Genomic DNA, 24,028 nt, shown 5'->3' with positions numbered 1-24,028 from the left:
GAGGCCGTTGTGCTCATCCGCCGCGCATCCCTCACCACCGCGGCCGCGTTGCTCGCGCTCACCCTCACGGGCTGCGACTCCGGTACGCAGGCCAAGTCGGGGGCGGCGAGCGGGCCTTCGGTGATCGCGCCGGGCAAGCCCGGCGAGGGGAACCAGACGCTGTCCGCCCAGGAGGCGGCCGAACAGCGGGCCGAGGACGACACCCCCAACTCGGCGGACGTGTCCTACGCCCGGATGATGATCCAGCACCATGCCCAGGCCCTGGAGATGACCGAACTCGCCCCGGAGCGCGCCGAGTCGGCCGACCTCAAGCGCCTCGCCCTGCGCATCTCGGCCGCGCAGGGACCGGAGATCGAGGCGATGAAGGGCTGGCTCGCGTCGTACGACAAGGCCGGGACCGGCGACCCGCACGACCACACCGCGATGCCGGGCATGGCGACCGGCGCCCAGCTGAAGAAGCTGCGCGCGGCGCACGGCAAGGCCTTCGACGCCCTCTTCCTCACCCTGATGATCACGCACCACGAGGGCGCGATCACCATGGCCACGGAGGTCAAGGCGCAGGGCAACAACCTGCGCGTCGAGGAGATGGCGGACGACGTGGTGGCCCAGCAGACGAGCGAGATCGCCCGGATGCAGCAGATGCGGTGACCAATGTGGTGACCGACTTTCCCGTCGCGGGGGCTCAGCGCTTCGCGTGACGCGGTGCCAGATGGCCCGCGTCCCGCGCCTGGGCGATCAGCCGCAGGGACCTGCGGCGGCTGTGCCCCGTCGCGCACATCACCGCGAGCACCGGGTCCACGCCCTCGCGCTGGGCCGCGCGGTACTCCTCGGCGACCAGCCGCCGCCCCTCGCCCCCGCGCGGCCAGGCCGGACGGGCGCGGCGGGGACCGTTCGACGACGCGGCGATCCCCCGGGGCTCCGTCTCGGCGCCGCCCGCGCACCGCTCGAAGAGCGGCCCCTCGATCCAGTCCGCGAGTTCCGTCAGGTCGACGAGGGACAGGGGCGGCCGGGCGTGGACCTCCTCGACGGAGACGCACCCCTCGGACACCACGGCCAGCACGTCGACTCCGGCCCCGTCGGCGAAGGCGAGCCGGACATTGAACCAGTTCACGGCGGAGTGACCGGTCTGCCGCAGGTCCCACGCCGGCCACACGGACACGGTCCCGTCCTCAGCGGAACGATCAGAAAGATTAAGGAAAGATGCTTCCAGCACACACGCAACGTAACCGAATGATCACTTTCCATACGAACGGACACGCACGTGCATCGAACCGACAGCACCCTGTCAGCGGAGCACCCTCGGTGCGATGCTGGAGACACCAGCGATCTCCTCCGTCGCGCGGACAAAGTCGTGCGGGTAAGGAGTCACCCCGTGCTGCGTGTCGCCGTCGTCGGCTCCGGGCCGAGTGGGGTCTACACCGCCCAGAGTCTGGTCCAGCAGGATCCCGAGGTGCTCGTCGACGTCCTGGACCGGCTGCCGTGCCCGTACGGCCTGGTGCGGTACGGCGTCGCCCCGGACCACGAGAAGATCAAGTCGCTCCAGCGGAACCTGCGGACGGTGCTGGAGCACGAGCGGGTGCGGTTCCTCGGCGGGGTCGAGGTCGGCGCGGGCGGTGTGCCCCTGGCCCGACTGCGGGAGCTCTACCACGCGGTGGTGTACTGCGTCGGCGCGGCGACCGACCGCCGGCTGGGCATCCCGGGCGAGGAACTGCCGGGCAGCTGGTCGGCCACGGAGTTCGTCTCCTGGTACAGCGCGCATCCGGACGCCGTCACCGAGGGCTTTGTGCGGGGTGTCCGCTCGGCGGTCGTGGTCGGCGTGGGGAACGTGGCGGTGGACGTCACGCGGATCCTGGCGCGCGGCGCGGCCGAGCTGGGCCCCACCGACATGCCCCAGGGGGCGCTGACCGCGCTGGCCGCGAGCGGGGTCACGCGGATCCACACGGTGGGCCGGCGCGGCCCCTCCCAGGCCCGCTTCACCACCAAGGAGCTGCGGGAACTCGCCGCGCTGCCGGACACCGACGTGCTCGTGGACGCGGCGGAGCTGGCCCTCGACCCCGCCTACGGCGATCCGTCCGGGCTGGCGGCGGCGCAGCGCCGCAATGTGGAGGTGCTGCGCGGCTGGACGGCCCTGCCGTCGCGGGACGTACGACGGCGGATCCGGCTCCGTTTCTTCCTGCGGCCCGTCGAACTGCTCGCCGACGAGGGCCGGGTGGGCGCGGTGCGGTTCGAGCGGACGGCGCCCGACGGCCGGGGCGGGGTGACCGGCACCGGCCGGTACGAGGACGTCGAGGCACAGCTGGTGCTGCGGTCGGTGGGGTATCGCGGGGTACCGCTGGAGGGGCTGCCGTTCGACGCCGCGCGAGGCACGGTGCCGCACACCGCCGGGCGGGTGGTGCGCGCGGGCGAGCCGGCGCCGGGTGAGTATGTGGCGGGCTGGATCAAGCGGGGCCCGACCGGGGTCATCGGCAGCAACCGGCCGTGCTCGAAGGAGACGGTGACCTCGCTACTGGAGGATGCCCCCCTGCTCGTGGCCACACCGGTGCCCGAGGACGTACTGCCGCTGCTGCGGGCCGCCGGGGCCGAGCCCGTCGGCTGGGACGGGTGGCTGGCGATCGAGCGGGCCGAGGCGGAACTCGGGGCCTCACTGGGGCGGGGTGCCGTGAAGCTGCCGGACTGGGCGGCGTTGCGGGCGGCCGCGGGCCGGGCATAGATCGCTGACGATCACACGCGGCGGCAACACCTCGGAACTCAACAATCTGTTCAGTCCACCGGAGGCGGCGGCGCCCCCGGCCGGGGGTGGGGAGTCCCCGGGCGAGGCGGCGTAGCCCGCCGGCACACCGTTCGGGAGGGCCGTCCCGAACAGTGTGCCGAGTTCACTCGGTGCCCTACCGTCCGCGCGTCAACCCAGCGTGCAGGTCGCCCCGTTGAGGGTGTAGGCACCCGGTGCCGCGCTGTTGCCCGTGTGGTTCGCCTGGTAGCCGATGCTGACGCTCGCGTTCGGCGCGAGGGTGGCGTTGTACGACACGTTCGTCGCCGTCACCGCCCCGGAGGCGGGGGTGTACGTGGCGCCCCAGCCGTTGGTGATGGTCTGGCCGGAGGGAAGCGTGAAGGCTAGCTGCCAGCCGTTGACGGTGGTCGTGCCGGTGTTGGTGACGGTCACCGAGGCGGTCAGTCCGGTGTTCCAGGCGTTGGTCGTGACGGTCACCTTGCAGCCGCCCGGCTGGGGCTGGGGTGCCGGGCCACCGCTGTCGAGACCGAAGAACGTGAGCACGCGGGCCGCCATCCCGTACGCGTACAGGTTGTGGCCGATGCCCTGAAGGCTGATCGCCTCCACCGGGGCCTGGTCACCGGTGCCGCCGTAGCGGGTGCGGGTCCAGCCGGACTGGGGCGAGTCCGTGGCGGCCGGTGTCTGGCCGACGCCCCGCACGTTCGTCCACTGCTTGATCTCCTCCCCGAAGTTGGGGTAGCGCAGGACGTCGTCCTCGGTGCCGTGCCACAGCTGCGTCCGGGGCCTGGTGCCGGTGTACCCGGGGTAGGCGGCGCGGGCGATGTCGCCCCACTCCTGCGCGGTGTGGATCACGGTGCCGCCCGAACAAGCGCTGTTCCACTCGGAGCCGTCGGTGGTGGCGAAGCAGCCGAAGGGAACGCCGGAGAACGCGGCACCGGCCGCGAAGACGTCCGGGTAGTCGCCGAGCAGGACGTTGGTCATCATCGCGCCGGAGGAGATGCCGGTGGCGTAGACGCGGCTGGTGTCGGCGGAGTAGTTCGCGGTCACCCAGTCGACCATGGACCTGATGCCGACGGGATCGCTGCCGCCGCCGCGCCTGAGCGCCTGGGGCGAGGAGACGTCGAAGCACTTGCTGCTACGGGTGACCGACGGGTAGACGACGATGTATCCGTACTGGTCGGCCAGCGTGTCGTACTCGGTGCCGTTGAACATGTCGGGGCCGGAACCGGTGCACCAGTGCACGGCGACGAGGACGGCCGGATGCGCCGTGACGCTCGCCGGTACGTACACGTACATCCTCAGACCGCTGGGGTTGGTGCCGAAGTCGGTGACCTCGGCGAGGGTGGCGGTCGGGACGGGGGCCGCGGTCTGCGGGCGGGCCGAGGCGGCGGGGGCGGTGAGGAGGGCCGCGGCGAGCAGGAGCGTCAGGGCTCCCACCAGTGAACGCAGCGCTCTTCCTAAGGAGTTGGACACGTGCTTGTCCCTTTCTGGTGGGGGCTTGGGGGACGTCGTACGTGGAGTCCGTCTCGCATGGTGGCATGCACATGCGTCTCATGGAAGCGCTCCCACGCTTTGCGCGGAACGACGATGCGTTCTGCGCAAAGCGTTGACTAGAAAGCGCTTGCCCTCTACGTTCCGTTCAGCAGTGTGACCGACCCGCCCGTTCAAGATCCCCCAAAGGTCGCACTGTCGTCAGCAAGCAGTTCAGATACGCGAACATAGTTCATACATGCGTTCTCCCCACTCCCCCCGAAGGGACGCATCCGCATGCACGCAAGCCCCCCACATGCACGGGCGCAAAGGTCCGCTCTCGCCGCGGCCACCGCCGCTCTCGCCGCGACCGCGGTCCTCGCTCTCCCCCAGCCGGCCGGTGCGGCCGACACCTCGCCGGTCGGGTTCGGCGCCGGCACGACCGGTGGCGGGAGCGCCGCGCCGGTCACCGTCTCGACGTCGGCCGCCTTCAAGTCGGCGGTGACCGGAAGCACTTCGAAGGTCGTGAAGGTCAACGGCCTGATCTCGCTGAGCGGTCAGATCGACATCGGGTCCAACACCACGGTCCTGGGCGTCGGTTCGTCGTCCGGATTCACCGGGGGCGGGCTGCGGCTGAAGAAGGTGACGAACGTCGTCATCCGCAATCTGAACATCAGCAAGCCGCTCAAGCCGGCCGACGGAATCGAGGTCCAGGCCTCGACGAAGGTGTGGATCGACCACAACTCCTTCTCGGCGGACCGCGATCACGACAAGGACTACTACGACGGTCTGCTGGACATCAACCACGCCTCGGACTACGTGACGGTGTCCTGGAACACCTTCAAGGACCACTTCAAGGGCTCGCTCGTCGGCCACAGCGACAACAACGCCACTGAGGACACGGGCCACTTGCGGGTGACGTACCACCACAACCTGTTCAGTAACGTCTACTCGCGCATCCCCAGTCTGCGGTTCGGCACCGGGCACTTCTACGACAACTACGTCGTCGGCGCCGAGACGGCCGTCCACTCGCGCATGGGCGCCCAGCTGCTGGTCGAGAACAACGTCTTCCGCTCGACCGCGGTCGCCGTGACCACCAGCCGCGACAGCGACGAGGACGGCTACGCCAACCTCACCGGCAACGACCTCGGCGGAGCCGCGACCGAGGTCTCGCGGGTGGGGACGTTCACCAGACCGCCGTACAGCTACACCGCCGAGCCCGCCTCGTCCGTCGTCGCATCGGTGACGTCCGGCGCGGGCGCCGGAAAGCTCTGACCACCCCCACACACACCTGCCCACCCCCCCAACGAGGAAGAAGGAATCGGGACATGACTTCTTCGGCACGTCCGCGCGCCTTCGTGCGCGCGCTGACCGGCATGCTGGCCGCCCTCGGGCTCTCGGTTGGCATGATCACGACATTGGGCTCCGCGCCCGCGAACGCCGCCACCTGGCCCACTGCGACCGGCAGCCAGGCGGTCTCCTCCACCATCTCCGTGTCCGGAACCAAGGACTACGGGTACATCCGTCTCTACGGCACCGGCGACCTGGGCAGCGGCAGCCAGGACGAGGACCAGGGGCCGATCCTGGAGCTGGCCGACGGTGCCGTCCTGAAGAACGTCATCATCGGCGCCCCGGCCGCGGACGGCGTCCACTGCAAGGGCAGCTGCACGCTGCAGAACGTGTGGTGGGAGGACGTCGGCGAGGACGCCGCCACCTTCAAGGGCACCTCCTCGTCGAGCGTCTACACCGTCTACGGCGGGGGCGCGAAGGCCGCCAGCGACAAGGTGTTCCAGTTCAACGGCGCGGGCAAGCTGGTCGTCTCCAAGTTCGCCGTGCAGAACTTCGGCACCTTCGTCAGGTCCTGCGGCAACTGCAAGACGCAGTACAAGCGGACGATCATCCTGAACACCATCGAGGTCACCTACCCGGGCGGCCGGATCGCCGGCATCAACACCAACTACGGCGACAGCGTGGCGTTGCGCGCCATCACCATCGTCGGCGACAGCAGCAAGAAGATCATCCCCTGCCAGAAGTACATAGGGAACAACACGGGTGCGGAGCCGACCACCAACGGCACGAGCGCAGACGGCACGTACTGCAACTACACGGCAGCCGACCTCACCTACAAGTAGCCCTCCCGTACACCGTCCCCCCACGGTGAAGGCGGCCGTACGAAGCGCCCCCGCACGGCGCTTCGCACGGCCGCCGCGCCGTGTACGGCGTGTACGGCGTGCGCGCCGTGCCGTGCGTCCGGGCGCCTATGCGCCGAGGGCCATCTCGGCGATGGTGCGGCGGTGCTCCTCGTACGCGGTGCGCAGTGCCGGGCCCGGCCAGCCGGCGGGCAGCAGGGCGGGGGGCAGGACCGGGTCGGCCAACAGATGCCGTACGACGGCGGCGAGGGCCGTGAAGCGGTCGGCGGGACAGGGTACGCGCTCCACGTGGGCCAGCAGGGCCCTCGCCGTGCCGGCCCAGGCGTCGAGGGGCCACAGGCTCGCGGCGAGGTCACGCGCGGGCTCCGCGGGCCGGGTGGTGAAGCGCTGGAGCACCTGGTCGAGGTCCGGGGGCCAGGGGCGGCCCAGGTTGGCGGGGCGCAGCCAGACGCCCTCGCGGAGCTCGGCGAGCCGTAGGGCGGTCAACCGGGTGCGCAGTTCGGCGCGTTCGGCGGGGCCCCGGCCGGTCGCGGTGATCACGGCCATCTCCCAGTCGCCGTCCCACGCGCGCGTGTCGGGACTGACGGCGTCGTCCTGGCGGCGCTGCCGCTCCAGCAGCCGGTCGCTGAGCCGGTAGACGGTGTCCGTGCGCCGCAGGTCACCGGCGGCCACCATCCGGCTGAGCGCGGCCCGCACGGTCGACCCGCCCACCCCGAAGGGCTCCACGCCGCGCACCAGGTCCCGCGCCGGGAGCTCGGGCGGGTGCGCCCCCAGCAGCAGGCTCAGCACCACCGACCGGGCGGACAGGGGGCGCAGGTCGACCCCGCCGGGCTCCGCAGAGACGTTCATCCGCATGGGCACGACTGTACGTGGCCCCTTACTTCACTTCGGTGTTGCACTATTGCTGCGACCGCAGAACAAGTGCAACATGGTCGCCATGACCTCGACACCCGCGCAGACACCGCCGTACGCCACGCACGACGTGACCAATCAGCCGCCGTCCCTCGCCCCCTACGACGCCTCCGACGACACCGCCCTGCTGGAGGGACTGCGCCGGGAGGGCGCCGGCTGGGCGGAGCCGGACGTGCGCCGGCTCGGGCTGCTGGCCGGCGGCGTCGAGGCGCAGGAGTGGAGCGACCTGGCCAACCGGCACGAGCCCGTGCTGCGCACGCACGACCGGTACGGCCACCGTGTCGACGAGGTCGACTTCCACCCGAGCTGGCACGAGCTGATGCGGGTGGCGGTCGCCGAGGGCCAGGCGGGCGCCCCCTGGGCGGACGACCGGCCCGGCGCGCATGTCGCGCGGTCGGCGGGCGGGCTGGTGTGGGGGCACACCGACGCCGGGCACGGCTGTCCTACGTCGATGACGTACGCGGCCGTCCCCGCCCTGCGCCGGCAGCCGGAGCTCGCGAAGGTGTACGAGCCGCTGCTGACCGGACGGGAGTACGACCCGGGGCTGCGGGTGCCGACGGAGAAGCGTGGGCTGCTGGCCGGTATGGGGATGACCGAGAAGCAGGGCGGCTCGGACGTCCGTACGAACACCACGGCGGCCTCACCGACGGCGGAGCCCGGTGTGTACACCCTGCGGGGGCACAAGTGGTTCACGTCGGCGCCGATGTGCGACGTGTTCCTGGTGCTGGCGCAGGCGCCGGGCGGGCTGTCCTGCTTCCTGGTGCCGCGTGTGCTGCCGGACGGCACCCGCAACACGTTCCGCATCCAGCGACTGAAGGACAAGCTGGGCAACCGTTCCAACGCGTCCTCCGAGCCGGAGTTCGACGGGACCGTGGCCTGGCTGGTGGGGCCGGAGGGGCAGGGGGTGAAGACCATCATCGAGATGGTCAACTGCACCCGTCTGGACTGCGTGATGATGTCGGCGGCGCTGATGCGCAAGACGCTCGTCGAGGCGGGTCATCACGTACGGCACCGGAGCGCGTTCGGCGCGCGGCTGCTGGAGCAGCCGCTGATGCGGAACGTCCTGGCCGACCTGGCGCTGGAGTCGGAGGCGGCGACGACGCTGACGCTGCGGCTGGCCGGGGCCGCCGACCGTGCGGTGCGGGGGGACTCCGGTGAGCAGGCCTTCCGGCGGATCGCCACGGCCGTCGGCAAGTACTGGGTGACCAAGCGGGGGCCTGCCTTCACCGCGGAGGCGCTGGAGTGCCTGGGCGGAAACGGCTACGTGGAGGACTCGGGTATGCCCCGGCACTACCGCGAGGCACCGCTGCTGTCGATCTGGGAGGGCTCGGGCAACGTCAACGCCCTCGACGTGCTGCGGGCGTTGACGCGTGAACCGGGGACCGCGGAGGCGCTGTTCGGTGAACTGGCCCTGGCGCAGGGGGCGGACGCCCGGCTGGACGATGCCGTCGCGCGGCTGCGGTCCGACCTGGGTGCCGCGACACCGTCCGGTGCCCGCCGGCTGGTGGAGCGGATGGCCCTCACCCTCCAGGCCTCCCTCCTCGTCCGGCACGCCCCGCCCGCGGTCGCGGACGCCTTCTGCGCGACCCGGCTCGGCGGCGACTGGGGGTACGCCTTCGGCACGCTCCCCGACGGGGCCGACGCGGGCGCGATCCTGGAGAGGAGCCTTCCCGCCGCGAACTGACGCCCCTCACCGACCAGCTCCGCTGGGAGTCCAGTGCGTCAGCTGCGGGTCCGTCGTGGCTGGTCGCGCCCACGCGGCGGAGCCGCATATCGACACGGCCCCGCGCCCCTTTGGGGCGCTGCCAGGCACCGGTCGCCAGAGGGCGCGGCCGGTGGGTGAGCGGTCAGGGGGAACGGCGGGCGTTGTTCAGCTCATCGGGCGGCCCCGGAGGGTGTCGAAGCGGGCCCAGTCGGTGTCCCACTGTTCGATGCGGCGGCGTTCCAGGTGGCCGCGCAGGAGACGGCCGCCCGCGAACGGCAGGGCCGCCGCGGCCACGCCGGCCAGGCCGCCGACCATGGCGGAGCGGAGGCGGGCCTGGGCGGCGGTGGCGGGCTTGGTGACCAGGCGGCCCTGGCGGTCCGTCCAGACGGTGACCGGTGTGCCGGCGGGGCTGCCGGTCGCGACCCGGACCTGACCGGTGTGCGCGGAGCCGTCCGGGCCGGTCCAGCCGACCTTCGCCCAGACCTGGTCGGCGCCGGCGGAGCCGGACTGCTCGACGGCCTTCCCGGGCGCCGTTTCGCTCAGCCGGGCCTCGAGGGGGCGCCACTCGACGCGTTCTCTGGCCAAACCGTGTTCGACGGACCCCGCGGTCCCCCATCCCGCCAGAATCCCGACGAGGACGGTCAGTACCCAGGCACCGAGCACGACCCAGGCCTCCACCGCGTCGGCGCGACGCCTGAGCGGGTTGCGCCGCCAGCGCCACAGCCACACCTTCGGACCACGGAACGCCATCGAAGGCTTCCTCCTCATGAGCGCACGAACATCCTTGGACCGCCCTCCCATACGGGGCGGGCGGTCCGGATGCTCAGGGCGAGTCCTTCGTCACGACGGTCCCACGTGTCCCGCCGCCCGCGCAGGCGTCCGTCCGAAGGTGGCCGACGTCATGCGGTACGGGACCGGCGCGACCGCCGTGACCTGCGGCGACGACCTGTGCGGAGGTGACTGTCAGTGGTGGGGTGCAGACTGGCCGGTGTCTGGAACAACGAGGTCGAGGACACAGCGGAGGAGATCGGTATGACCGAGGTGCTGCTCGCCGTGGGCACGCGCAAAGGCCTGTTCATCGGGCGTCGGCGCGGGAGCACATGGGAGTTCGACGAATCCCCGTACTTCAACGCACAGGCGATCTATTCGGTCGCCATCGACACGAGGGGCGAGCGGCCCCGGCTGCTGGCCGGCGGTGACAGCGCGCACTGGGGCCCGTCGGTGTTCCACTCCGACGACCTCGGCCGCACCTGGACCGAACCGGCCAAGCCCGCCGTCAAGTTCCCCCAGGACACGGAGGCTTCGCTGGAGCGTGTGTGGCAGCTGCACCCGGCGGCGGCCGAGCCCGACGTGGTCTACGCGGGGACGGAACCGGCGGCGCTGTACCGCTCGGAGGACCGCGGGGAGACCTTCGAGCTGGTCCGCCCGCTGTGGGAGCACCCCACGCGCTCGAAGTGGGTGCCGGGCGGCGGCGGGGAGGGCCTGCACACCGTCCTGACCGACAAGCGCGACCCCGACGCGGTCACGGTGGCGGTGTCCACGGCCGGGGTGTTCCGCAGCACCGACGGCGGGGCGAGCTGGGAGCCCTCCAACTCCGGTGTCTCCGCGGTGTTCCTGCCGGACCCGCACCCGGAGTTCGGCCAGTGTGTGCACAAGATCGCCCAGGACGCGGCGACCCCGGACCGCCTGTATCTGCAGAACCACTGGGGTGTGTACCGCAGCGACGACGCCGGCCGGAACTGGACGGACATCGGCGCGGACCTGCCGTCCACCTTCGGTTTCGCGGCCGCCGCGCACCCCACGCGCGGCGACACGGCGTACGTCTTCCCGATCAACGCCGACGCGGACCGGGTCCCCGCCGGCCGCCGGTGCCGGGTGTTCCGTACGGCGGACGCGGGCAACAGCTGGGAGCCGCTCACGGCCGGTCTGCCGCAGGAGGACCACTACGGCACGGTGCTGCGCGACGCGCTGTGCACGGACGACGCGGATCCGGCGGGCGTGTACTTCGGCAACCGCAACGGTGAGGTGTTCGCGTCGGCCGACGACGGCGACAGCTGGCGGCAGCTGGCCTCTCATCTGCCGGACGTGCTGTGTGTGCGGGCAGCGGTGACCGGATGAGCCCGGCGGGGGGACCGCGAGGCGTCGGCTACCCGGCCCGTCGCCCCGCGCCCAGCAGACAGGCCATGGCCCGTGCCGCGATCACCTCGACGGGGCCGACGGCCTGCACCGTCAGCAGGATGCCCGAGTAGTGGGCGAGGAGGGGTGCCGTCTGGCGTCGGTAGACCCGTAGCCGGTGCCGGATGACGTCCTCGGTGTCGTCCGGCCTGCCACGGTTCAACAGGCGTGTCACGACGACGTCTTCGGGAGCCGTGAACTCCAGCACCGCGTCCAGCGCGGAGCCTGTGGCGTCCAGCATGGCCGACAGTCCTCGCGCCTGGGCCACGGTGCGGGGGAAGCCGTCGAGGAGGAAGCCGCGGGCGTCCGACTGCGCCAGCCGTTCACGGACCATGTCGCCGGTGACCTGGTCGGGGACGAGTTCTCCTGTGTCGAGGTACCGCTGGGCGTCCCGTCCGAGAGGGGTCCGCCGGGTCACATGGTCCCGGAACAGGTCTCCGGTGGAGATGTGGGGGATGTCGAGACAGTCGCTGAGTATGGCCGCTTGGGTGCCCTTGCCCGCTCCGGGAGGGCCTATGAGGACGAGTCGCATCAGCCGTTGCATTCCCTTCGGTTGTACGTCAGCCGGTCTGCGGGGATCCGCCCGCGAGCCCGGCATTGATCAGTTCCATGACGGAGGCGTCGGCGAGCGTGCTGACATCACCGGCCTCGCGATGCTCGGCGACGTCGCGCAGCAGCCGCCGCATGATCTTCCCGGAGCGGGTCTTGGGCAGCTCGGGGACGACAATGATCTGACGGGGCTTGGCGATCGGGCCGATCTCGTTCGCCACGTGTTCGCGCAGCACCACGGCGGCGTCCTGCCCATCCGCCCGAAGCCCATCCGCCCGAAGCCCGTCCGTCGGCTGCCCGGCCGCGCCGCCGCGCAGGATGACGAAGGCGACGATGGCCTGCCCGGTGGTCACGTCCGACGCGCCGACCACCGCGGCCTCGGCCACCGTGGGGTGCGCGACGAGCGCCGATTCGACCTCGGTGGTGGAGATCCGGTGCCCGGAGACGTTCATGACGTCGTCGACGCGGCCCAGCAGCCAGATGTCGCCGTCGTCGTCGTAGCGGGCGCCGTCGCCGGCGAAGTAGTAGCCGTGCTGCGCGAACCGGGACCAATACGTCTCCCGGTACCGCTCCTCGTCGCCCCAGACGCCGCGCAGCATGGACGGCCAGGGCCGGTCGAGCACGAGGTAGCCGCTCTCGCCCTTGCCCACCTCGCGGCCCTGGTCGTCGACCACCTTGGCGGAGATCCCCGGCAGCGGCCGCTGTGCCGAGCCGGGCTTGGCCGGGGAGGCTCCCGGCAGGGGGGCGATCATGACGGCGCCCGTCTCGGTCTGCCACCAGGTGTCCACGACCGGTGCCCGGTCGCCGCCGAGGTGCTTGCGGTACCAGAGCCACGCCTCGGGGTTGATCGGTTCGCCGACGCTGCCGAGGACACGGATCGAGGACAGGTCGTGGCGTGCGGGGATGTGCTCGCCCCACTTCATGAAGGTGCGGATGACAGTGGGGGCCGTGTAGTAGACGGAGACACCGTACTTCTCGATGATCTCGAAGTGCCGTCCCTCGTGCGGGGTGTTGGGGGTGCCCTCGTACAGGACGGACGTCGCGCGGTTGGCGAGCGGGCCGTACACGATGTACGAGTGTCCGGTGATCCAGCCGATGTCGGCGGTGCACCAGTAGACGTCGGTGTCCGGGTCGAGCCCGAAGGCGGTGCGGTGGGTGTAGGCGGCCTGGGTGAGGTAGCCGCCGGTGGTGTGGAGGATGCCCTTCGGTTTCCCGGTGGTGCCCGAGGTGTGCAGGACGAACAGCGGGTGCTCGGCGTCGAAGGACTCCGGCTGGTGCTCTTCGGGCTGGGCGTCCACGAGGTCGTGCCACCACAGGTCGCGGCCGTCGGTCCAGGGCACGTCGGTACCGGTGCGCCGGACCACCAGGACGTGCTCGACGCGGGGCGTGTGCCGTGTCGCCTCGTCGGTGTTGGCTTTCATGGGCTCCGCCCTGCCCCGGCGGTACTGGCCGTCCGAGGTGATCAGGAGCCGCGCGTCGGCGTCCTCGATGCGCGCCTGGAGGGCGGCCGGGGAGAACCCGCCGAACACCACGGTGTGCGGCAGCCCGAGGCGGGCGCAGGCCAGCATGGCGAACACCGCCTCGGGGATCATGGGCAGCTGGATCGCGACCCGGTCCCCCGCCGTCAGGCCAAGGAAGCGCAGGGCGCCTGCGACCTTGCAGACCTCGCGGCGCAGTTCGGCGTAGGTGACGGTGCGGGTGTCGCCCGGCTCGCCCTCCCAGTGGAAGGCGACCTGGTCACCGTGGCCGGATTCGACGTGCCGGTCGACGCAGTTGTACGCCACGTTCAGCCGGCCTCCGGTGAACCAGCGGGCGAAAGGCGCGTTCGACCAGTCGAGCACCTGGGCCCACCCGGTGTCCCAGTGGAGGTGTTCGGCCTGCCGCGCCCAGAACGCGAGCCGGTCGTCCGCAGCTCCGTCCGGCGGTGGGGGCGTGGCCTCGCCCGGCGCGACGGGCGGACTGTCGGGCTGGACGCGGTGGTCAGAGCTCGGGGACATGCGGGCTCCTCCAGTGGGGTGTGGACGGCAGTGCGGGTGCGGTGTTCCGTGAGGGGCTGTGGGGTGTCGTCGGGGGAAACCGTGGACGAAGAGGGTTGGCGCGAGGTTGGCGGGCCCGGCCGGGCCGGTGGTCACGGCCGGGGCGGGCCGGTGGTCACGGCCGCATCCCCGCCGTCCAGCGGCTCACCACGCGCAGGGCGAGACGCGGTTTCAGCGGTGCGGCGGTACGGTGGCGCACGGCACCCTGCCAGACGCCCCAGCCGTAGGCGAGGTCGTCCAGGCGGCGGATCGCCACATGGGTGAGGGGCGGCAGTGAACGGCGGTGGTCCGCCAGCCCCTCGGCGACCGCGCCGGCGATCAGCAGGTACCGCGCGCGGCGGCTCACGGCGGCCATGGTCACCGCCACCGGCCAGTGGTGCCGGGTCGCGCAGTGCAGCAGTTGTTCGGCGGTGCCGCGCAGCGCCATGCGCGAGAGCAGTGCTCCGGGGCGGGGCGCGGGTGCAGGACGCCGGCGTCCAGGAGCCGCCGGGCGAGTGTCGCGCTCGCCCGGTCCGAGACGGTGAACCGGCCGCCGTCCAGTCGACGGGCCGCCGTGGCGCTCAGCCGGACCAGCCGGGCCGGGGAGCCCCCGACCATGAGACGTCCGTCGCGCGATCGGTGTGAACCGGCGGCGAGTTCGACCGCGAACCCCTCGGGCAGCAGAACGTCCGGCGGGGAGGGCGACCGGATGCCACGCCGGAGCGGCGGATCGGACCGGAGCGGTGTCATGCCGTGAAACCTCCGTCCGCGTGGCGTACGGAGCCGGTGACCGCGAAGGACTCCGCCGAACACGCCCAGGCCACCACCGCGGCCACCTCCTCGGGCTCCAGCGGGCGCCCGGTGAGCTGCTGGTCGGCGAGCTTCTCGAGGCCCGGCAGCCCGTACAGGTCCGCTGTGGCCCTCAGCATGTCCGTCCGGGTCGAGCCGGGCGACACGGCCACCGCATTCACGCCGGTGTCCCGCAGGTCGCAGGCCAGGCCACGGACCAGGCCGACCACGGCGTGCTTGGCGGCGCAGTAGGCGCCCAGGCCCCACAGGCCGCGGTGCGCGGCGGCCGAGGCGAGGTCGACGAACCGGCCGCCACGGGGCTGCGGTCGGCGCAGGAGCGCGGGTACGGCGACACGGGCGAGATGCGCGACGCCCATGACGTCCACGTCGAGCAGCGTCCGCCACTACGCGTCGGTCTGCTCCCACACCGGGCCACCGCCGAGCATGACCGCCGCGGCGGCCACGGCGGCGTCCAGCCCGCCGAACTCCGCTTCGGCCCGGGCGACGGCCACCCGCAGCGCGGCCGCGTCCCGGACGTCCGCCCGCACCGTACGCACCTGAGGGAACTCCCCCGCCAGGACGTCCAGTTGACCGGGCTCGGCCAGGGGGTAGGGCACCAGCCGGGGTCGTCGGCGCAGCGGTCCACGGCGACCACCGCCCAGCCGGTGCGGGCCAGTCGGCTTACGGTCGCGGCGCCGATGCCGCGGGCGGCGCCGGTGACGACGGCGACCCTGCGGACGGTCATCGCCCGCCCCCGGCACGGGCGATGACCGGCCGGCGTGCGGGCGGACCGAGTCGGCCCCGCCCCGAAATCCGCCAGGTGCGGATGTCGTCGGCGACGCGGTCCGCCATCTCGCCGAGGAGCCGTTCGCCCTCGCTCGCGTCGGCTCCCTCGGGATTCCCGAGCACGCCGCAGGGGCTGACGCCGCGGACGGACTCGGCGACCAGCCGGTCCATCAGCAGGTGCACCGGCTCGGTGGGGCCGGCCGCGGCTCTCTCCGCGCGCACGGCCGAGGGCCGCAGCCGGAGCATCAGCGGGGTCTCGGTGCGGCCCGCGTGGGCGTCGGACCCCGGCGGCGGGCAGGTTCACCAGGCCGCGTCGCGGCCCTCCGCGCGCAGGCCGGTCACCGCGTCGGCCAGGCTCACCAGGTTGCCGCCGTGCGCGTTGACCACCAGCAGCCGGTCCGCCCAGCGCAGCAGCGAGCGGCCGGTCTCGGTGATCAGCAGGCGCAGCGCGGCGTGCCCGATGGAGACCGTGCCGGGGAAGCCCTCGTGCTCGCCGCCGGCCCGTAGGGCTGGGGCGGCGCGAAGACCACGTCGACGTCGCCGTCCAGGCGTGCCGCGGCCCGCTCGGCCACCGCGGAGGCCACCGCGGTGTCGGTGTCGAACGGGAGGTGCGGGCCGTGCTGTTCGCAAGAGCCGAGGGGCAGCAGCACCACGGGGCGGCGGTCCCGCAGGTCCGGCCAGGACAGGTCCGCCAAGCGCGCCGCGGGAAGTGCCGCGTCGGGCCGTCGATCATCCGCGGGCCCGCTGTGGCTGGTCGCGCCCGCGTGGCGGAGCCGCATGTCGATACCGCCCGCGCCCCTTTTGGGCGCTGTCGCACCGCAGCGGCCTTCACCCGACCTGCTTGGACGGGTCGGGTCCACGCCCTCGGACGGATGTCAGGCCGTCCCCAGCGCGCTGCGGGCCGCGCCCGGGGCGCGGGTGAAGTCCGGCGGGACGATCACGTCGTCGCGGGTCAGCTCGTGGACGGACGAACGGCCGAGGCCGAGCAGGGCGGAGTCGATGCCGCGGCTCAGGATGTCCAGCACGTTCTCCACGCCGGTCTGCCCGCCCGCCACCAGGCCCCACAGGTAGGCGCGCCCGATGAGCACCGCTCTGGCACCCAGCGCCAGGCATGCGACCTCCCCAAGGGCCGTTCGGCCCGGATCAAGGGCCGTCCGGCCCCGAAACGCGTGCGCAACCTTGAATTTACTGCCTGATTGGCCGATAACACTGTCGTCAGACCGAGGACCAAGCCAGGCGCGCCTGCCGGGGTGCGGCACCTGCTCCTTTCGGACAGGGGGACCGGCCCGGGCGGTGAGGTGCGCCGGCGACGTCATTGTGGACAATGGCGGACATTGGTTCGGTTGTCCCCCTTCGACGGCAGGGGAAGCACATGTCGCAGAGTGACCTCCGGCGCCGCAGGGCCACGCTGGAGAACGAGTGGTCCCGCTGGGTGCCCCGGCTGAAGGCCACGGGGAGCGGTCCGGGCGGCCTCGACGCCTTGCGCGACGAGGTGGCCGAATCCTGGGTGCGCTCGCTGAGCAGCGTGGATCCCGGCCAGGACAGCGCGCCGGTCGCCGACTCGGGCGCGGTGCACCACCGCTGGGCGGGCTCTCCGCTGCACCGGCCGGTCGGCGACCTCGCCGACGAGCTGAACAGCATCGCCGACGACGCGGGATTCGTCACCGCGGTCACCGACGCGTCCGGCACGATCCTGTGGACGTGCGGCGGACGGACGATGCGCCGACGGGCCGAGAAGGTCAACTTCGCGCCCGGCGGGCGCTGGGACGAGCAGGCCATGGGCACCAACGCCCTCTCCCTCACGCTGCGCACCGGCCGCGCCAGCACGGTCTTCTCCGCCGAGCACCTGGTGACGGCGCTGCACGGCTGGGTCTGCTACTGCGCGCCGATCCACGGCCCGGACGGCCGCGTTCTCGGCGTGCTCGACATGTCCACGACCTGGGACCGCTCGCACCCGCTGGCCATGTCCACCGTGCGCACCCTGGTGTCCGCCATCGAGGCCCGGCTCACCAGCGCGCCGAACCCCGGGCCCCACGGTCCCCGGACCCCGGTGCAGCTGCACAGTCTGGGCGCCGGACAGGCCGTACGCGACGGGCGGCCGATGCCCCTGCGGCCCCGCCAGGTGGAGATCCTGACACTCCTCGCACTCGAACCGGACGGCTTCACCCCCGAGCGGCTGCGCGACGCCCTCTACGGCGACCGGCCCGTGACCGCGTCCACCTTCAAGGCGGAGATCTCCCACCTGCGCCGGGCCCTCGGCGGCGGCGTCGCCACGCGCCGCTACGCGCTGACCACCCCCGTCTCCTGCGACGCGGCCGAGGTGCTGGAGGCACTGCACAACGGTGACGCGGACACCGCGCTGCGCCTCTACCGCGGTCCCCTCCTCCCCCGCTCCGAGGCACCCGGGATCGAGGCGTGGCGCACCCATCTGGAGGTGGCCGTGCGCGAGGCGGTACTGGCCAGTACCCGCCCGGAGCACGCCCTGCACTACGGCGAGCGGGCCCCCTACGACACGGAGGTACACGAGCACGCGCTCCACCTGCTCGGTCGCGGCGACACCCGCCGCGCGATCGCGGCCGGCCGCTTGACCACGGCCCTGCACCACTGACCGCCCCCAGCGGGCGTGCGGCGTCGACCTGGCACCCTCGCCGACGTCTCCGGCGGCACCGCACTCCACGCGTCTCGCGCCCGCACAATAGACTGCGGGCGACACGAGAGAAGAGCCCGCATGGACTCCCGCATCCCGCGGCTGCGACGCAAGCTGGCACACATCCCCTACGCGCCCGACCGAAGCCATTCCTTCGGCGAGGAGCGGCACGCGTTTCGTCTCGGCCCGCGCCTGCCAAAAGCTCGGGCAGACGCGTTCGAAGCCGAGCATGACGTGGAACTCCCCCGGCCTTACCGGGACTTCCTCACGACCATGGGCGGCAGCGGCGCGGCCCCCTACCACGGACTGATCCCGCTGGAGGACTGCACCCTCTTCACGATGAACCCCGGTGGCGCCGGGACCGGTTCAAGAGGATTCAGCCGGGCCTACCGCCCGACACGCGACGGTCACCTCTTCCTGCACATCATCGAAGCCGGCTGCAGCGATCTCGTCCTCATAGGCGTGACCGGCCCGCTCACCGGGCGCATGCTCATCGGCAACGCCGACGGCTTCTGGGGCCCGAACGTCTCCTCCGCCCCGGACTTTCTCTCCTGGTACGAACGATGGCTCGACCACATGGCCGCCGGGCTGGACAACCGAGCCCTGGAACTCACCTCACCCGGGCTTCAGAGCCTGTGTCATATCCCCGGCCGGGCGCCCGACGCCTGGCACGCTCCCCCAGAGGGGGTACCCCCACCCCCAGAGGGGGGACCCCCAGCCGCGTTGCCGAAACACCCACGTGGCTCCTCCCCCACGCTCGGCTTCGCTCGCGCGGGGGGATCCCCATGACGCCGCGCGCTGATCCGGCCGGGGATATGGCACAGGCTCTCAGGCTCATCCACATCCGTACGGCCCGCACGGAGCACCGCTCACACAAGCGCTTCCGCAAGGCCCGCGGACAGCCAGCGCACCACCGACTCCGCGCTGTACGGCCGCCCTTCGGGGGTGATCTGCCGGAGGAAGCCGAGGTCCTGGCCGATGGTGACGATGGGGGGTTCCACCACGCCGCGCGGGCGACGCTGGCCGAGTCCGACGGCGGCGAGCAGCCCGTTGCACAGGCACTGCCGGCCTTCCGTCTGTTCGGCGGCGCCGCCCTTGCGGACGTATGCCGCGCGGGGCTCCGCCGGGCAGCGATAGACGAGGTCGCCGCGCTCGGTGCGGTAGGGGGTGCGCAGATAGCCGAGGTCGCAGACCCGGCGGCGCGCCGCGCTCACACCGGGGTCGGCCATCGTGCCGGGCAGGTCGGCGACCTTGAACGGGAAGCTGGTGGGAGAGGCCGCGGGATCGTTGCGCACGGTCAGCTCGGAGCGAAGCTCGCGCTCCACCATCTCCCGCCGCAACCGTGGGTCGAGACCGGACTCCTCGCAGAGTGCGAAGACACTGCCGAGTTGGACACCGACCGCGCCCAGGGCCCGCGCCCTGCGGAGGTGTTCCGGCCCGCACTGGCCGCCGGCGATCCAGAAGGGCAGGCCGAGGGCGGCCATCTTCGCGAAATCGGGGGTGTCCCGGGGGCCGTAGACGGGATCGCCGTGCTCGTCCAGGCGCATCGGCCCGCGCGGCGGCGCGCTGTGCCCGCCGGCGCGGTGGCCCTCGACGACGAAGCCGTCCGGCATGGTCTCCGCGGAACGGGTCAGGTACGCCGCCAGGGCCGGCAGCGAGACGATGGCCAGGACATCGGGACGGCGCAGGGCCCCCGGCCGCGCCCCGCACAGCACCGAGGCCGGGTCGAAGCGCAGCTCCACGGGCTTGTCGTCGCCGTCGACGTCCACCCGCGCGGTGACGGACCGCAGTTGGGCGAGCCCGGTCGCGATGCCCGGGATCTGCGCCGGAATACCCGCGCCGACCAGGACGTAGTCCACGCCGGCCAGGATCGCGCCGAACATGGCGGGGACCGTGGCCAGTTGGACCTTCTCCAGGTAGTTGACGCCGACCGGTCCGCCGTGGCCTTCCTTGGCGAGCCACACCTCGCAGAAGTTGGCCACGACCGTCAGCACCCGGGCGGGGCACGTCTCCTCAGCGGTCAGCCGGGGTGTGGCCGCGAACCGCTCGCCGGCGCCGATCCCGCCCTCGACGAAGTAGCGGTCCCGTATGGAAGCGGCGAGTTCGGGCACGGGGAAGGCGGCCAGCGCCCGCCTCGCGTGACCGCCGGGGTCACCGCTCTGCAGCACCCGGATCAGCAGGGTGTCCAGGGCGGTGCCGGAGACGACCCCCAACTGCCCGGTACGCGCGACGGCACGGGCCAGGCGCCAGCCGGACACGCCCACCCCCATTCCGCCTTGGATCAGCCAGGGCAGGTCGGTCGTCGTCGGGGATGTGCTCATGGGTCCTCGCAAGGGTGATCGCCAGGTTCGGCAACGCGTACTTACGGTGCCGTAACCTACGCTACCGTAACCAGGCTTCGCCCCATCGGCGCCCCCGGGTCGGGCAACTCGCCGCCGCCGTCGGCCCCACGCGAACCCTCGGCCCGCATTGGTCTAGTCATGACAACCTGCGTGCCCCTATCCTGAGCCGGACGTCACCAGAGCGCGCTCTCACTGGCTTCGGTCCCATCCCCCGGACGGAAGAAGAAGTTCATGAGACGCAAGATCGCCACACTCGTCAGCCTGTCCGCCTTACTCGCGGCCGCCACCCTCGGAAGCACCGGCTCCGTCACGGCGAGCGCCGCTCCGGCCCCGGAGTCGCGCGCCGCAGCCCACGCCGGTGCGCTGGACGCCGTGGTCACGGCCATGTCCAGGGACCTGGGCCTGTCCAAGGCCGAGGCCCGGCAGCGGCTGAGCCAGGAAGCCGCCGCCGCACGCACCACGCCGAAGGCGGAACGGGCCGCCGGAAAGTCCTACGGAGGTTCATGGTTCGACCCGGCGAGCGGAAAACTGGTCGTCGCCGTCACCGACACGTCCGCGACCACGGCGGTGCGGCGGACCGGAGCGGCCACGGTGGTCGTGGCGCACACCGCCCGGCAACTGGACGCGGCCAAGGCGGCGATCGACGCCGCGGCCAAGAAGCACAAGGCCCCACCGGGGGTGAGCAGTTGGCGCGTCGACCCCCGGACCAGCAGCGTCGTGATCGAGGTACGGGCCGACTCCGCACAGGACCCGGCGGTGCGCGCCTTCGTCACCCAGGCCGAGCAGCGCGGCACCCCCGGCATCGTCACGGTGCACCGGACCACCGCCGCAGCGCCGACAACGTTGTCGGCCGGTACCGTCGGCGGAGACCCCTACTACAGCCACGGCATCCGCTGTTCCATCGGCTTCTCGGTGATCGGCGGCTTCATCACCGCCGGCCACTGTGCCCAGGTGGGAGCCGCCGTCTACGGCTGGGACAACTCCTACATAGGCACGTTCCAGCGCGGCAACTTCCCCACGCTCGACATGGCCTGGGTGAGTGTCGGCAGCGGCTGGTGGACCGTGCCCGTCGTGCTCGGCTGGGGCACCGTCCCCGATGCCCTGGTACGCGGTTCCACCGAGGCGCCGATCGGCGGGTCGGTGTGCCGCTCGGGATCCACGACCCACTGGCACTGCGGCACGATCCTCGGCAAGAACGAGACGGTGAACTACAGCGAGGGCAGCGTCATAGCGATGACGAGGACCAACGTGTGCGCCGAACCGGGCGACTCCGGCGGCTCCTTCATCAGCGGTGACCAGGCCCAGGGCGTCACCTCCGGCGGGTGGGGCAACTGCACCTCCGGCGGCGAGACCTGGTTCCAGCCGGTCAACCCGATCCTGTGGGCGTACGGTCTCACGCTGCAGACCTACTGACGACGACTCGGCAACCACCCTCCGGCCTGCCCCGGTTCACCACGACCGGGGCGGGCTCAGCCGCCCAGCGGTGCGTCTGTCAGCGCCCTGACCTTCTCGGGGCGCACGCCGGGCGCGCACTCGACGAGGCGCAGGCCGTCGGCCGTCACATCGATGACCGCGAGGTCGGTGATGACGCGGTCGACGACCTTCTCGCCGGTGAGCGGGAGGGTGTTGTCGCGCAGGATCTTCGGCGTGCCGTCCTTGGCGACGTGCTCCATGAGGACGATCACCCGTCGGGCCCCGTGGACGAGGTCCATGGCCCCGCCCATCCCCTTGACGAGCCTGCCGGGAACGACCCAGTTGCTGAGGTCTCCCCGCTCGCTCACCTGCATCCCGCCGAGGATCGCCGCATCGACCTTTCCCGAGCGGATCATCCCGAAGCTCGTCGCCGAGTCGAAGTAGCTCGCCCCGGCCGTCGTGGTCACGGTCTCCTTCCCGGCGTTGACGAGGTCGGCGTCCTCCTCCCCGTCGAACGGGTACGGGCCCAGGCCCAGGATGCCGTTCTCCGACTGGAGCACGATGTGGACGCCCTCGGGGACGTGCCCGGGAACGAGCGTCGGCAGTCCGATGCCCAGGTTGACGTAGTCCCCGTCCTTGAGCTCGACCGCGGCCCGGGCCGCCATTTCCTCGCGGGTCCACGCCATCACCGTGCTCCTTCGCCATGTCCCGTCGGGCCGGACGTGGGGCAGGGCCGCACCGTCCGCCGCTCGATGCCCTTGTCGGCGGCCTGCTCGCCCGTGAGGGGCAGCACCCGGTCGACGTGGATCCCCGGCAGGTGCACCTGGTCGGGGTCGATCTCGCCCACGTCGACGAGGTGCTCGACCTCGGCGACGGTCCGTCGCGCGGCCATGGCGCACAGGGGGTTGAAGTTGCGCGCGGCCTTGCGGAAGACGAGATTGCCGTGCCGGTCGCCCTTCCACGCCCGTACGAGGGAGACGTCGGGGCGCAGCGCCTCCTCGCGGACGAAGGCCCGCTCCGTTCCGTCCCAGGCGAAGGACTCCGTCGGCTTCGGTGCCGATGCGAGCGCCACGGAGCCGTCCGCGGCGTACCGGACGGGCAGACCTCCGAGGGCCACCTGGGTGCCCACCCCGGTCCGGGTGTAGAACGCGGGGATGCCCGCGCCGCCGGCGCGCAGCCGCTCGGCGAGGGTCCCTTGCGGGGTGAGCTCGATCTCGACCTCGCCGGTCAGGTACTGCCGTTCGAGTTCCTTGTTCTCCCCGACGTAGGACGCGATGAGCCTGCGGATCTGGCGGTTCTCCAGAAGGAGGGAGTTGCCGATCCCGGGGAGGCCGCAGTTGTTCGACACGACGGTGAGGTCCCGGCTTCCCCGGCGGGCGAGTGCCCGCAGGAGGACGGCGGGGATGCCGCAGATCCCGAAGCCCCCGGTCGCGAGCGTCATTCCGTCCACGACGTCCCGGACGGCCTCGTCCGCGCTGGTGACGACCTTGTCCATGACCCGCCCCTCAACGCAGCCGGGCGCGCTGGTCGAGCACGCGCTCCGGGGACGCCGTCGGGGGAATGCCCGCGAGGAGGACGTCTGCCGCCGGTACGCCGGCTCCCCCGGTCCAGTGGTCGCCGGGCACCAGCCCGATGCCGGGCTCGCCGGCCGGAACCTCCACCGTGTCCTCGTCCCGGAGGGCGAGTGTCCATTCGAAGTGGCCGGCCACGTTGGTGAGCGAGGAGCAGGCGGAGAGCGTCTCCAGGGCGACGACCTCGGCATCCCCCTCGGCGGCCCGGGCGTCGAGCAGGACGAGGGCGACCGGAAGAGTCCCCAGCTTCCCGAGCCACTCCGCGAGATACATCGACGCGCTGTCGGCCTGGTCCTCGTCGACGCCGTCGAGCGGACGGCCCGCGAGCGCGTGGGTCCGGGCGAGCCATCGCGCCGGGGAGGGCACGTCCAGGACGACTCGCCGTTTCGTCGCCTCGGCGAGAGTGCCTACCGTCGTCAGGACCCGGTCCACACCGGAGTCGGCCCCGAGCAGAGTGCGCAGGGCGTGGCCGGTCCGGGACCGTGCCCCCATCTCCGTGACGAGATCCGGCTCGACGGCCAGGTGTGCGCCGTAGAGCGCTTCGACGTCCACCCAGAGGGCGTCCGGGTCGAGGAGGGAGTGGACCTGGCCGACATGACCGGCGAGGGCGGCGAGGTCGGTCCACGGGATCGGCGCTCCCTGGCGGATGACGGCCGCCGCGTAGGCGTCGGACTCGACGAGCAACGGCCTGGCGTTGCCGCTCGGGGGGTCCGCGGCGAGGGAGTGGAGGGAAGAGGGCATGGTCGCTCCTGGCTGCCTGGTGGATGGGAGGGGTG

At 72.3% G+C, this 24,028-nt stretch carries 23 protein-coding genes and 3 pseudogenes; 9 read left to right on the top strand and 17 right to left on the bottom strand.

What is annotated here, in order from left to right:
* Positions 1-9: 9 nt before the first annotated feature.
* Entirely contained in the window at positions 10-648 is a 639-nt protein-coding gene (locus ACLZN2_RS43120) for a DUF305 domain-containing protein (protein WP_416985244.1), read from the top strand.
* A 34-nt stretch (positions 649-682) separates the two neighbouring features.
* Here the strand turns inward: ACLZN2_RS43120 and ACLZN2_RS43115 are convergent, their stop codons facing one another.
* A complete protein-coding gene (locus ACLZN2_RS43115; protein WP_416985243.1) occupies positions 683-1,159 on the bottom strand; it encodes a DUF6214 family protein in 477 nt (158 codons plus the stop codon).
* Positions 1,160-1,372: 213 nt separating this feature from the next.
* Here ACLZN2_RS43115 and ACLZN2_RS43110 point away from each other — a divergent pair, with 213 nt between their 5' ends.
* Positions 1,373-2,710, top strand: a complete 1,338-nt coding sequence (locus tag ACLZN2_RS43110; RefSeq protein ID WP_416985242.1) for an FAD-dependent oxidoreductase — start codon at positions 1,373-1,375, stop codon at positions 2,708-2,710.
* Positions 2,711-2,899: 189 nt separating this feature from the next.
* Here the strand turns inward: ACLZN2_RS43110 and ACLZN2_RS43105 are convergent, their stop codons facing one another.
* Positions 2,900-4,201, bottom strand: a complete 1,302-nt coding sequence (locus tag ACLZN2_RS43105; protein WP_416985241.1) for a PHB depolymerase family esterase — start codon at positions 4,199-4,201, stop codon at positions 2,900-2,902.
* 294 nt (positions 4,202-4,495) lie between these two features.
* Between ACLZN2_RS43105 and ACLZN2_RS43100 the strand changes: the two genes are divergently transcribed.
* Both ACLZN2_RS43100 and ACLZN2_RS43095 read left to right on the top strand, forming a co-directional pair.
* Positions 4,496-5,473 carry a pectate lyase family protein gene (locus ACLZN2_RS43100; protein WP_416985240.1) on the top strand — a complete coding sequence of 326 codons (978 nt, stop codon included), beginning with the start codon at positions 4,496-4,498 and terminating at the stop codon, positions 5,471-5,473.
* 53 nt (positions 5,474-5,526) lie between these two features.
* The gene (locus tag ACLZN2_RS43095) at positions 5,527-6,330 is read left to right on the top strand and encodes a pectate lyase (protein ID WP_416985239.1); all 804 of its coding nucleotides are present in this window, start codon (positions 5,527-5,529) and stop codon (positions 6,328-6,330) included.
* 126 nt (positions 6,331-6,456) lie between these two features.
* Here ACLZN2_RS43095 and ACLZN2_RS43090 read toward each other — a convergent pair whose 3' ends face one another.
* The gene (locus ACLZN2_RS43090) at positions 6,457-7,203 is read right to left on the bottom strand and encodes a PaaX family transcriptional regulator C-terminal domain-containing protein (protein ID WP_416985238.1); all 747 of its coding nucleotides are present in this window, start codon (positions 7,201-7,203) and stop codon (positions 6,457-6,459) included.
* An 82-nt stretch (positions 7,204-7,285) separates the two neighbouring features.
* On the opposite strand from ACLZN2_RS43090, the gene ACLZN2_RS43085 reads away from it, so the two are divergent.
* Positions 7,286-8,944 (top strand): DNA alkylation response protein, encoded by a 1,659-nt coding sequence (locus ACLZN2_RS43085; RefSeq protein ID WP_416985237.1) that lies wholly within the window; start codon positions 7,286-7,288, stop codon positions 8,942-8,944.
* Positions 8,945-9,130: 186 nt separating this feature from the next.
* Here the strand turns inward: ACLZN2_RS43085 and ACLZN2_RS43080 are convergent, their stop codons facing one another.
* Complete coding sequence (locus ACLZN2_RS43080; protein WP_416985236.1) at positions 9,131-9,715, bottom strand: hypothetical protein; 585 nt, start codon at positions 9,713-9,715, stop codon at positions 9,131-9,133.
* 216 nt (positions 9,716-9,931) lie between these two features.
* On the opposite strand from ACLZN2_RS43080, the gene ACLZN2_RS43075 reads away from it, so the two are divergent.
* Positions 9,932-11,083, top strand: coding sequence for a WD40/YVTN/BNR-like repeat-containing protein (locus tag ACLZN2_RS43075; protein ID WP_416985235.1), 1,152 nt, complete (start codon positions 9,932-9,934; stop codon positions 11,081-11,083).
* Between the two features lie 28 nt (positions 11,084-11,111).
* Here ACLZN2_RS43075 and ACLZN2_RS43070 read toward each other — a convergent pair whose 3' ends face one another.
* The 9 genes and pseudogenes from ACLZN2_RS43070 to ACLZN2_RS43030 all read right to left on the bottom strand — a co-directional run bounded on the left by ACLZN2_RS43070 (position 11,112) and on the right by ACLZN2_RS43030 (position 16,595).
* Positions 11,112-11,672, bottom strand: a complete 561-nt coding sequence (locus ACLZN2_RS43070; RefSeq protein ID WP_416985234.1) for an adenylate kinase — start codon at positions 11,670-11,672, stop codon at positions 11,112-11,114.
* A gap of 28 nt (positions 11,673-11,700) precedes the next feature.
* Entirely contained in the window at positions 11,701-13,686 is a 1,986-nt protein-coding gene (gene acs, locus ACLZN2_RS43065; protein WP_416985233.1) for an acetate--CoA ligase, read from the bottom strand.
* Positions 13,687-13,840: 154 nt separating this feature from the next.
* A complete protein-coding gene (locus ACLZN2_RS43060; RefSeq protein WP_416985232.1) occupies positions 13,841-14,152 on the bottom strand; it encodes a hypothetical protein in 312 nt (103 codons plus the stop codon).
* 298 nt (positions 14,153-14,450) lie between these two features.
* A complete protein-coding gene (locus ACLZN2_RS43055; RefSeq protein WP_416985373.1) occupies positions 14,451-14,870 on the bottom strand; it encodes an SDR family oxidoreductase in 420 nt (139 codons plus the stop codon).
* 27 nt (positions 14,871-14,897) lie between these two features.
* Positions 14,898-15,110, bottom strand: a complete 213-nt coding sequence (locus tag ACLZN2_RS43050) for a hypothetical protein (protein WP_416985231.1) — start codon at positions 15,108-15,110, stop codon at positions 14,898-14,900.
* 59 nt (positions 15,111-15,169) lie between these two features.
* Positions 15,170-15,238, bottom strand: a pseudogene (locus ACLZN2_RS43045) (hypothetical protein); the annotation flags it as partial.
* Positions 15,235-15,744, bottom strand: a pseudogene (gene mftE / locus ACLZN2_RS43040) (mycofactocin biosynthesis peptidyl-dipeptidase MftE); the annotation flags it as partial. The pseudogenes ACLZN2_RS43045 and mftE, both read right to left, overlap by 4 nt.
* Entirely contained in the window at positions 15,714-16,058 is a 345-nt protein-coding gene (locus ACLZN2_RS43035) for a creatininase family protein (RefSeq protein WP_416985230.1), read from the bottom strand. The gene ACLZN2_RS43035 and the pseudogene mftE, both read right to left, overlap by 31 nt.
* Positions 16,059-16,154: 96 nt before the next feature.
* Positions 16,155-16,595, bottom strand: a complete 441-nt coding sequence (locus ACLZN2_RS43030; protein ID WP_416985229.1) for an alpha-hydroxy-acid oxidizing protein — start codon at positions 16,593-16,595, stop codon at positions 16,155-16,157.
* Between the two features lie 56 nt (positions 16,596-16,651).
* Between ACLZN2_RS43030 and ACLZN2_RS43025 the strand changes: the two genes are divergently transcribed.
* Both ACLZN2_RS43025 and ACLZN2_RS43020 read left to right on the top strand, forming a co-directional pair.
* Entirely contained in the window at positions 16,652-17,887 is a 1,236-nt protein-coding gene (locus tag ACLZN2_RS43025) for a transcriptional regulator (RefSeq protein WP_416985228.1), read from the top strand.
* A gap of 120 nt (positions 17,888-18,007) precedes the next feature.
* Positions 18,008-18,559: pseudogene (locus tag ACLZN2_RS43020) on the top strand (SMI1/KNR4 family protein); the annotation flags it as partial.
* Between the two features lie 236 nt (positions 18,560-18,795).
* Here the strand turns inward: ACLZN2_RS43020 and ACLZN2_RS43015 are convergent.
* Complete coding sequence (locus ACLZN2_RS43015; RefSeq protein WP_416985227.1) at positions 18,796-20,247, bottom strand: nitronate monooxygenase; 1,452 nt, start codon at positions 20,245-20,247, stop codon at positions 18,796-18,798.
* A 252-nt stretch (positions 20,248-20,499) separates the two neighbouring features.
* Here ACLZN2_RS43015 and ACLZN2_RS43010 point away from each other — a divergent pair, with 252 nt between their 5' ends.
* On the top strand, positions 20,500-21,681 hold the full coding sequence (locus tag ACLZN2_RS43010) for a S1 family peptidase (RefSeq protein ID WP_416985226.1): 1,182 nt from the start codon (positions 20,500-20,502) through the stop codon (positions 21,679-21,681).
* Positions 21,682-21,737: 56 nt separating this feature from the next.
* Here ACLZN2_RS43010 and ACLZN2_RS43005 read toward each other — a convergent pair whose 3' ends face one another.
* From ACLZN2_RS43005 to ACLZN2_RS42995, 3 genes are read right to left on the bottom strand one after another with little or no spacing between them, the layout of a single operon-like run.
* Entirely contained in the window at positions 21,738-22,367 is a 630-nt protein-coding gene (locus tag ACLZN2_RS43005) for a 3-oxoacid CoA-transferase subunit B (protein ID WP_416985225.1), read from the bottom strand.
* The gene (locus ACLZN2_RS43000) at positions 22,367-23,176 is read right to left on the bottom strand and encodes a CoA transferase subunit A (protein ID WP_416985224.1); all 810 of its coding nucleotides are present in this window, start codon (positions 23,174-23,176) and stop codon (positions 22,367-22,369) included. Before ACLZN2_RS43000 ends, ACLZN2_RS43005 begins: the two co-directional genes overlap by 1 nt.
* 10 nt (positions 23,177-23,186) lie before the next feature.
* Entirely contained in the window at positions 23,187-23,993 is an 807-nt protein-coding gene (locus ACLZN2_RS42995; RefSeq protein WP_416985223.1) for a hypothetical protein, read from the bottom strand.
* Positions 23,994-24,028: the final 35 nt, after the last annotated feature.

It is taken from the genome of Streptomyces sp. T028 (genome assembly GCF_048159505.1).
Taxonomy (GTDB): domain Bacteria; phylum Actinomycetota; class Actinomycetes; order Streptomycetales; family Streptomycetaceae; genus Streptomyces.
The sequence above is the reverse complement of the archived record's forward strand: the minus strand, read 5'-3'. Positions and strand labels throughout refer to the sequence as shown.

Excerpts from the sequence above, each read along its gene's own strand:
- ACLZN2_RS43055 (WP_416985373.1), bottom strand. The coding sequence starts at position 14,870 with ATGGGCGTCGCGCATCTCGCCCGTGTCGCCGTACCCGCGCTCCTGCGC.
- acs (WP_416985233.1), bottom strand. The coding sequence starts at position 13,686 with ATGTCCCCGAGCTCTGACCACCGCGTCCAGCCCGACAGTCCGCCCGTC.
- ACLZN2_RS43030 (WP_416985229.1), bottom strand. The coding sequence starts at position 16,595 with ATGACGTCGCCGGCGCACCTCACCGCCCGGGCCGGTCCCCCTGTCCGA.
- ACLZN2_RS42995 (WP_416985223.1), bottom strand. The coding sequence starts at position 23,993 with ATGCCCTCTTCCCTCCACTCCCTCGCCGCGGACCCCCCGAGCGGCAAC.
- ACLZN2_RS43035 (WP_416985230.1), bottom strand. The coding sequence starts at position 16,058 with ATGCGGCTCCGCCACGCGGGCGCGACCAGCCACAGCGGGCCCGCGGAT.
- ACLZN2_RS43095 (WP_416985239.1), top strand. The coding sequence starts at position 5,527 with ATGACTTCTTCGGCACGTCCGCGCGCCTTCGTGCGCGCGCTGACCGGC.
- ACLZN2_RS43100 (WP_416985240.1), top strand. The coding sequence starts at position 4,496 with ATGCACGCAAGCCCCCCACATGCACGGGCGCAAAGGTCCGCTCTCGCC.
- ACLZN2_RS43090 (WP_416985238.1), bottom strand. The coding sequence starts at position 7,203 with ATGCGGATGAACGTCTCTGCGGAGCCCGGCGGGGTCGACCTGCGCCCC.
- ACLZN2_RS43070 (WP_416985234.1), bottom strand. The coding sequence starts at position 11,672 with ATGCGACTCGTCCTCATAGGCCCTCCCGGAGCGGGCAAGGGCACCCAA.
- ACLZN2_RS43010 (WP_416985226.1), top strand. The coding sequence starts at position 20,500 with ATGAGACGCAAGATCGCCACACTCGTCAGCCTGTCCGCCTTACTCGCG.
- ACLZN2_RS43080 (WP_416985236.1), bottom strand. The coding sequence starts at position 9,715 with ATGGCGTTCCGTGGTCCGAAGGTGTGGCTGTGGCGCTGGCGGCGCAAC.
- ACLZN2_RS43060 (WP_416985232.1), bottom strand. The coding sequence starts at position 14,152 with ATGGCGCTGCGCGGCACCGCCGAACAACTGCTGCACTGCGCGACCCGG.
- ACLZN2_RS43000 (WP_416985224.1), bottom strand. The coding sequence starts at position 23,176 with ATGGACAAGGTCGTCACCAGCGCGGACGAGGCCGTCCGGGACGTCGTG.
- ACLZN2_RS43085 (WP_416985237.1), top strand. The coding sequence starts at position 7,286 with ATGACCTCGACACCCGCGCAGACACCGCCGTACGCCACGCACGACGTG.
- ACLZN2_RS43005 (WP_416985225.1), bottom strand. The coding sequence starts at position 22,367 with ATGGCGTGGACCCGCGAGGAAATGGCGGCCCGGGCCGCGGTCGAGCTC.
- ACLZN2_RS43025 (WP_416985228.1), top strand. The coding sequence starts at position 16,652 with ATGTCGCAGAGTGACCTCCGGCGCCGCAGGGCCACGCTGGAGAACGAG.
- ACLZN2_RS43015 (WP_416985227.1), bottom strand. The coding sequence starts at position 20,247 with ATGAGCACATCCCCGACGACGACCGACCTGCCCTGGCTGATCCAAGGC.